Annotated in this window: 5 protein-coding genes; 2 read left to right on the top strand and 3 right to left on the bottom strand. The window is 45.1% G+C overall.

Features of this window, described 5'->3' with window-relative positions:
- Positions 1–192: 192 nt before the first annotated feature.
- The 3 genes from AACU59_RS11000 to AACU59_RS10990 all read right to left on the bottom strand — a co-directional run bounded on the left by AACU59_RS11000 (position 193) and on the right by AACU59_RS10990 (position 4,172).
- A complete protein-coding gene (locus tag AACU59_RS11000; RefSeq protein ID WP_094144509.1) occupies positions 193–1,341 on the bottom strand; it encodes an HD domain-containing phosphohydrolase in 1,149 nt (382 codons plus the stop codon).
- Positions 1,342–1,565: 224 nt separating this feature from the next.
- On the bottom strand, positions 1,566–2,714 hold the full coding sequence (chrA, locus tag AACU59_RS10995) for a chromate efflux transporter (RefSeq protein WP_094144510.1): 1,149 nt from the start codon (positions 2,712–2,714) through the stop codon (positions 1,566–1,568).
- Between the two features lie 114 nt (positions 2,715–2,828).
- On the bottom strand, positions 2,829–4,172 hold the full coding sequence (locus AACU59_RS10990) for an MATE family efflux transporter (protein WP_443281068.1): 1,344 nt from the start codon (positions 4,170–4,172) through the stop codon (positions 2,829–2,831).
- Between the two features lie 259 nt (positions 4,173–4,431).
- Here AACU59_RS10990 and galE point away from each other — a divergent pair, with 259 nt between their 5' ends.
- Both galE and AACU59_RS10980 read left to right on the top strand, forming a co-directional pair.
- The gene (galE, locus tag AACU59_RS10985) at positions 4,432–5,445 is read left to right on the top strand and encodes a UDP-glucose 4-epimerase GalE (protein WP_094144444.1); all 1,014 of its coding nucleotides are present in this window, start codon (positions 4,432–4,434) and stop codon (positions 5,443–5,445) included.
- Between the two features lie 54 nt (positions 5,446–5,499).
- Positions 5,500–6,552, top strand: coding sequence for a UDP-glucose--hexose-1-phosphate uridylyltransferase (locus AACU59_RS10980; RefSeq protein WP_017046557.1), 1,053 nt, complete (start codon positions 5,500–5,502; stop codon positions 6,550–6,552).
- Positions 6,553–6,737: the final 185 nt, after the last annotated feature.

The raw sequence follows: 6,737 nt of genomic DNA, 5'->3' as shown, positions 1-6,737 counted from the left end.
CGTTAGGCTGGATCATTCTCTAACTCCATGTTATTGGCAAAAATATTATTGTTTTTATGTTAATGTTTTGTTAACTCTAGCATGGTGGAATGGTTAGGTAAAAGAAGATTGTAGTTACTAAACGTTAAAGTTGCGCGCTGGATTCACTTTCTTATTTTGACACTCCTAACTCCGAGTAGCGTTTATTTCTGTTCAGTTGATTCTATCCTTCGGGTCAATTTCTGGGTGGGTATCAATCACCTGTTTTAAGTACTCTTGATGATAACGAAGGGCATTGACACAGTGTTTATCAAGCTTGCCGCTCACGACCATTTTTTCCAGCTCGAGAAGGGCGAAAGGAACAGACCAAGCTTGTCTGTATGGACGATGACTTGTTAAGGCATCAAAGACGTTGGCAACAGCAATAATGCGTGCCGATATCGGGATATTGTCTTGCATGAGGCCGTAAGGGTAGCCACTGCCATCCAAAAACTCATGATGATAAGCGACGATCTCTTTTAATATGGATATGCAAGGGTGATCAGGTGTACCTATGTCATCAATAATTTGATTAATGATTTCAATACCTTTTTCTATGTGGCTATACAGTTGAGCACGCTCTGGTTTATCTAATGTATTCGGGTTAAGTAATAAGCTTGTCGGTAGGGCAAGTTTGCCTATGTCGTGATAGCGCGAAAACTGGATAATGTTATCAATGGTTTCATCATCCAGTTGATAAATGTCAGCAACCTCAGTAGCGATGACCTTGGCATAACAGCTAATACGTTCTTTATGCTCTTTCGATTCCAGTTGATGCTCTGGGGAGCGCGCTTGAGTCAAATTTACAGTCTCTAAAATAGTGTGGACTAAATCGTATTCAGAGCAAACTGCAAAGCGAATCATCTCAATAAAAGGTTCTACATTCTGCTTTACCTGTTCGGTAAACAAATGGCTTTGACACGAGTTGAGGAAAATAAAGCCAATAAATGCTTGCTGGTGGTAAGTCGGAATCGCCAGTGATGAACAATAACCTTGCTCAATTAGCCAGCGAGTATGAGGATAGTCTGGCTTCAATTGGATTGGGATATTTTCAACGCTACGACTCTGGCCGTTTTGTGCGCATTGCTTAAGGACTGGAAGCTCAGCAAGTGGAAACTCGTAATGTATAAGCTCGCCCCCGTGAAAGGTGCTGTCGGCGTAGGTTTTCAAATTATCATGGTTATGGTCGTATAGCGCAAAAGAGATACGGTCAATCTCTGGGACTTTGACTTGCATTCGTTGGTGTATGTTAGCCAGTTGCTTATTGAGTGGACCAACATGTGGAAAATAGGCGTGCTCGCAACCTTTGCTATGCGTATCCATCGCGTGTTCCTCTGCGCTACAGGGTCTCCAAGGTTGAAATGGAGAAGCTCTTCTAATTGATAAGTTTAGAACAGATAAGCGATGCGTGCGTGAAATTTAACTAAAAAATGGGTTATATAACCAAGCAATATGAGGTGGTACTGGAAAGCCGTTGGATGACGCTGGGTCACTAGATAAATACGGCTATTTGACGCCATTTTTAGTCACAAGGCGTATGGCCAATTTCAGTTTAATCCAAGTGCAATACCACTGAGCATAAAGAATATAACCAGCCAGACAATAGGCAGTTTGAGCTGTTTTAGTAGGTAAAAACCGATCAGAACGATCGCCATATCTAGATGATTGCTGACCGAGCTTGTAAATACAGGGTGATATAAGGCTGAGAGCAGCAAACCAACGACGGCGGCGTTAACACCGTTGATTGCTCCTGATACTGATCGATAGTTTGCTAAGGCTTGCCAATTTTTAAGCACGCCGAGCAGTAACAAAAAACCCGGCAAAAAGACGGCAATGGTCGCCAGAGTTGCGCCTAAGATTGGCGCTTGTGGTAGTAGAGCGTAACCAATGTAAGTGGCGAAGGTAAACATTGGACCAGGAACCGCTTGCGCTGCGGCATATCCTGTTAAAAACAGATCCGGGTCAAGCGCGTCGCCAACTAAATTTTGCAGCAATGGAAGCACGACATGCCCACCGCCAAACACCAAGCTACCCGCTTGATAAAAGTGGTTAAATAGAGCGATTTCAGGCATCAAGTGGGCGGCAAAAGGTAAACCGACCAGTAAGCCAATAAAGAGAGCGAAAGGGACGAAAGCGGGGACAAATGAACGTTCAGTGGCTAAATCTTGACTAGGGAGCCATTTCACTCCGATCAGCGCTGCCCCAATGAGAACTCCGATTTGCGTTCCAATACTGGGTGCAACAATCAGCATCACAGCGGTGGCCACACACAACCCAACGGTTAAGCGATTCTTACAGAAGTTTTTATACATTCCCCATGTGGCATCCGCGACAACCACAACGGCTAGCAGTTTTAAGCCGTGAATCACGTTTTGAAATAAGGGGGCTTGTAGTAATTGGCTGCTGGCGATGGCAAGGGCAACCATGATCAAAACCGAAGGGAGTGTAAAACCAGCAAAAGCGGCGCATCCACCCAGTAAGCCACCACGATGGTACCCTAGTGCAAACCCAACTTGGCTTGAACCTGGCCCTGGCAAAAACTGACTTAAGGCAACGATCTGTGCGTATTCTTTATCTTCAATCCATTTTAATTTTTCAACGAATGTATTGCGGAAATAACCAATGTGAGCGGCTGGCCCACCAAAGCTTATCCACCCAAGCAGAAAAAAAGTTTTGAAAATAGTAAACATGTGCATAAGCACTCTTAAAGAGACGTTGTTTAGCTACTTTAAAAGGATGTTTGAGCAGATTCAAATTTAATCCTTAACCATTTGTAAACCGCAGAAAAACGATAAACAGATTGGCATGGGTTAACTGAGTTTAAACTTAGTCCAAGCCTTAGATCGCCAACGCCTAAACATGATGATGCCTCTGAACCATTCATCCACCGAAATGGCCACCCATGCACCCATAACTCCCCATCCCCAATGTAGGCCAAATAAGTAAGTTAAACCTGCGCCAAAAGTCCACATGCTTAATATGCCCATCTGCACTGGAAAGCGAATGTCTCCTGCGCCTTTGAGTGCGGCAATAAAAATTAGGTTAAACGTGCGCCCGGCTTCCATTGCAATGGAGCCAGCAATTAACCCTGCGACCAAAGCCGTTATCTCAGGATCAGAAGTGAAGAGGGCGATGATGTCAGCGCGCAGTAGATAAATTGAGATCGTCAATGTGCTGGAGATGAGAAAGCCAACCACAAAATATTGTTGAACTTTAGTCAGAATCTCATCCACCCAACCTTTACCAATGTAGTAGCTAGTTTGAATTTGCCCGGCTTGCCCAAGAGCCACTGAGAATGCAAAGGCGAGACGGGCAATGTTTTGCGCATAAGTAAACGCGGCCAATGAAGCCGTGCCCATTTTTACAACGAAAAAAATCACCGTCAGTTGCATCATGTTATAGGAAAGAATCTCTCCCGCATTCATCATGCCGATCTTGATGATCTTCTGGTATAGCGGCTTCGGGATGATTTTCCACTCTTTCACCGGTAGTGATATGTGGTAGTACTTAACGGTGTAGTACAGCAAAATAGTGCTGACAATTTGGCTGAACACTGTTGATATCGCAACCCCTTGTACACCGTAGACGGGCAGTCCAAAGGGTTGAAAAATAGCAATATAGTTACCGATGATATTCAATAATCCGGCAAATAAATTAATGAACATCGGCGCTTTGGAGTAGCCGTTACTGCGCAAAATCGTCGCCAGTACAATGCCGATGGTAACGTTTACTGTAAAGCTGCCACTGATAACCAGATATTCATAGCCATATTGTGCAACCTGCGCTTCTAGGCCGTAGGCATTCATGACTGAATTAGCGCTCAAATAAGCGGCTAAACTGAGCGATGAGCCAATGATTAATCCAAGCAGTAAACTGGCCACCCCAACATGTGCCGATTCACTTTGGCGGCCAGAGCCATTGTATTGCCCAATTAGGATCCCAGTACCACTGCTGACCATCATTGAGACAATCAGCAAGAAAAAATTGATTTGAGTGATAACCCCAACCGCTGATACAGCCTTGTCTGAATAACTACTCAGCATAAACACATCACTGGTGTTAATCGCCGTCCGTAATAAAATCTCAATAAAGATCGGCCAAGTCAAAGTGACGATATTCATTCGGTTATTCAGTTCTACACGGCTTTGGGGCATGGGCTAAAACTCAGCAAGGTAAGTCGAACTAGAGAAGATGATGGTGCAAGGTGGTGGGCTGCAAAATATCTCACTAGAGCCTACCTGTGCGTATTGTATACGTAATTTAAATAAAATCAGTTAAGTGAAGGGAATTGTTTTAGAATTTTCGTGGAAACGTTTACATTGTGGTGTTTTGATCACAGATTGAAAGCGAGTAAGGCTGTTAGACTTTTTCAAGAGCGAGAATCAACCTCTATCGGTATCCCAATAGGAGAGTATGGTGAAAGTATTAGTGACGGGCGGTATGGGCTATATCGGAAGTCATACCTGTGTACAAATGATACAAGCGGGTATCGACCCCATTATCGTTGACAACTTATCTAACGCGAAGATTGAAGTATTAAGCCGTATCCATGCACTGACAGATAAAACGCCCGTGTTTTATCATGGTGATATCCGTGATGAGGCCTTTCTCGATAAGGTATTTTCTGAACATAATATTGATGCTGTGATTCATTTCGCAGGTTTAAAAGCCGTCGGTGAATCCGTGATAAAACCGCTCGAATATTATGACAATAACGTCAATGGTTCGTTGGTGCTAGCGCGCAGTATGCGTAAAGCTGGAGTGAAAAGTATTGTATTCAGTTCATCGGCGACAGTGTATGGCGATCCTGAAATCGTGCCGATAACTGAAGATTCTCCAACCGGATCAACCACCAATCCTTACGGTCGTAGCAAATATATGGTTGAGCAGTGCCTGTCGGATTTAGTGGTTGCTGAGCCAGATTGGAGTGTGACCTTACTGCGTTACTTCAACCCTGTGGGGGCTCACCCTTCTGGCACTATGGGCGAAGACCCGCAAGGTGTGCCGAATAATCTGATGCCGTTTATTGCCCAAGTTGCGGTAGGTCGCCGCGAGAAGTTATCCATATTTGGTAGCGACTACCCCACACCGGATGGTACGGGTGTGCGTGATTACATTCATGTGATGGATCTAGCCGATGGCCATTTGGCCGCTTTAAATACGGTTGCGATGAAAGCGGGAAGGCATATTTACAACCTTGGATCGGGTAACGGATCGAGTGTGTTAGAGATAGTTTCAGCCTTTGCTCAAGCAAGTGGTGTTCCTATTGCTTATGAGATTTGCCCACGCCGCCCGGGTGATATTGCCGAGTGTTGGGCTAGTACCACAAAAGCGGAGCGAGATCTGGCTTGGAAGGCGACGCGCAGTATCAATGAAATGGCTGCTGATACATGGCATTGGCAATCCAATAACCCGCAAGGGTACTAGTTTTTATCCGGCGTGACGCGCCGGACTATCAAATAGCATAATTGAGTAAGCAATATGTCGAATGTTGAATTTAACCCAGTGGATCATCCACATCGTCGCTACAACCCACTCACGGGGCAGTGGATTTTAGTCTCACCACATCGCGCCAAACGCCCTTGGAGCGGGGCTGATGAAAAGCCAGCGGTAGATGAACTGCCAAGTTATGATGAGAAGTGTTTTCTTTGTCCGACAAACGAGCGTATTTCTGGTGATGTCAACCCAGACTACCAAGGTACGTACGTATTCAACAACGACTTCGCAGCACTGATGGTAGATTCGCCAGATGCACCGGAGTCCGATAGCCCTCTATTCAAAACTCAAGGTGTGCGTGGTTTGAGCCGAGTGATTTGTTTCTCTCCAGATCACAGCAAAACTCTGCCAGAGTTACCCGTGGGCAACATTCGCAGCGTGATTGATACGTGGAACGATCAAATCGAAGAGTTAGGTAAAGAGTACGTTTGGGTACAAGCATTTGAGAACAAAGGCGAAACCATGGGTTGTTCCCAACCTCACCCACACGGCCAAATCTGGGCTAATAGCTTCTTACCCAATGAAATTGAACGCAAGGAGCACAACCTAAAAGCGTATTACCAACAACAGGGTAGTAACCTGCTGGTGGATTATGTGCAAGCTGAGCTGAAAGATGGCTCACGCATTGTGCTGGAAACAGAGCATTGGGTGGCTGTTGTGCCTTACTGGGCTGCATGGCCATTTGAAACCATGTTGCTGCCAAAAACGCATATCCGTCGCATGAGTGAGTTGAGTGATGCGCAACGTGACGATCTCGCCGTTGCGATTAAAAAACTGACCAGCCGTTACGACAACCTGTTCCAATGTTCTTTCCCTTATTCTATGGGCTGGCATTACGCGCCTTTCTTTGAAGAGGGTACGAACATTGACCATTGGCAACTGCATGCACTGTTCTACCCACCACTGCTGCGCAGTGCCTCGATTCGTAAGTTTATGGTGGGTTATGAAATGTTGGCTGAAAGCCAACGAGATTTAACCGCAGAACAAGCGGCGCAGCGTCTGCGCGAGCTAAGTGATGTTCACTACAAAGAGCAGTAACGTCATCTTTGAAGTTGTAGCTTTGTTGCTGCGTAAACGCACCCTAAGAACATAGGTAATCTATGTTCATTGGCTGAATTTACTTATCACCTCGCTGCACCTCCAACGACTTGGGCTTAACAAAGTTTTTTTCATAGCGCTAAGTGGTTAATGAGAAATGAAAACCAGTTTATAAGTTTAGGAAT

This window comes from Vibrio sp. V23_P3S9T160, assembly GCF_963886625.1.
Lineage (GTDB): Bacteria > Pseudomonadota > Gammaproteobacteria > Enterobacterales > Vibrionaceae > Vibrio > Vibrio anguillarum.
This window is presented reverse-complemented; position numbering and strand designations above follow the sequence as displayed.

Coding starts and splice junctions, on each gene's coding strand:
- chrA (WP_094144510.1), bottom strand. CDS start 2,714: ATGCACATGTTTACTATTTTCAAAACTTTTTTTCTGCTTGGGTGGATA.
- AACU59_RS10980 (WP_017046557.1), top strand. CDS start 5,500: ATGTCGAATGTTGAATTTAACCCAGTGGATCATCCACATCGTCGCTAC.
- AACU59_RS10990 (WP_443281068.1), bottom strand. CDS start 4,172: ATGCCCCAAAGCCGTGTAGAACTGAATAACCGAATGAATATCGTCACT.
- galE (WP_094144444.1), top strand. CDS start 4,432: ATGGTGAAAGTATTAGTGACGGGCGGTATGGGCTATATCGGAAGTCAT.
- AACU59_RS11000 (WP_094144509.1), bottom strand. CDS start 1,341: ATGGATACGCATAGCAAAGGTTGCGAGCACGCCTATTTTCCACATGTT.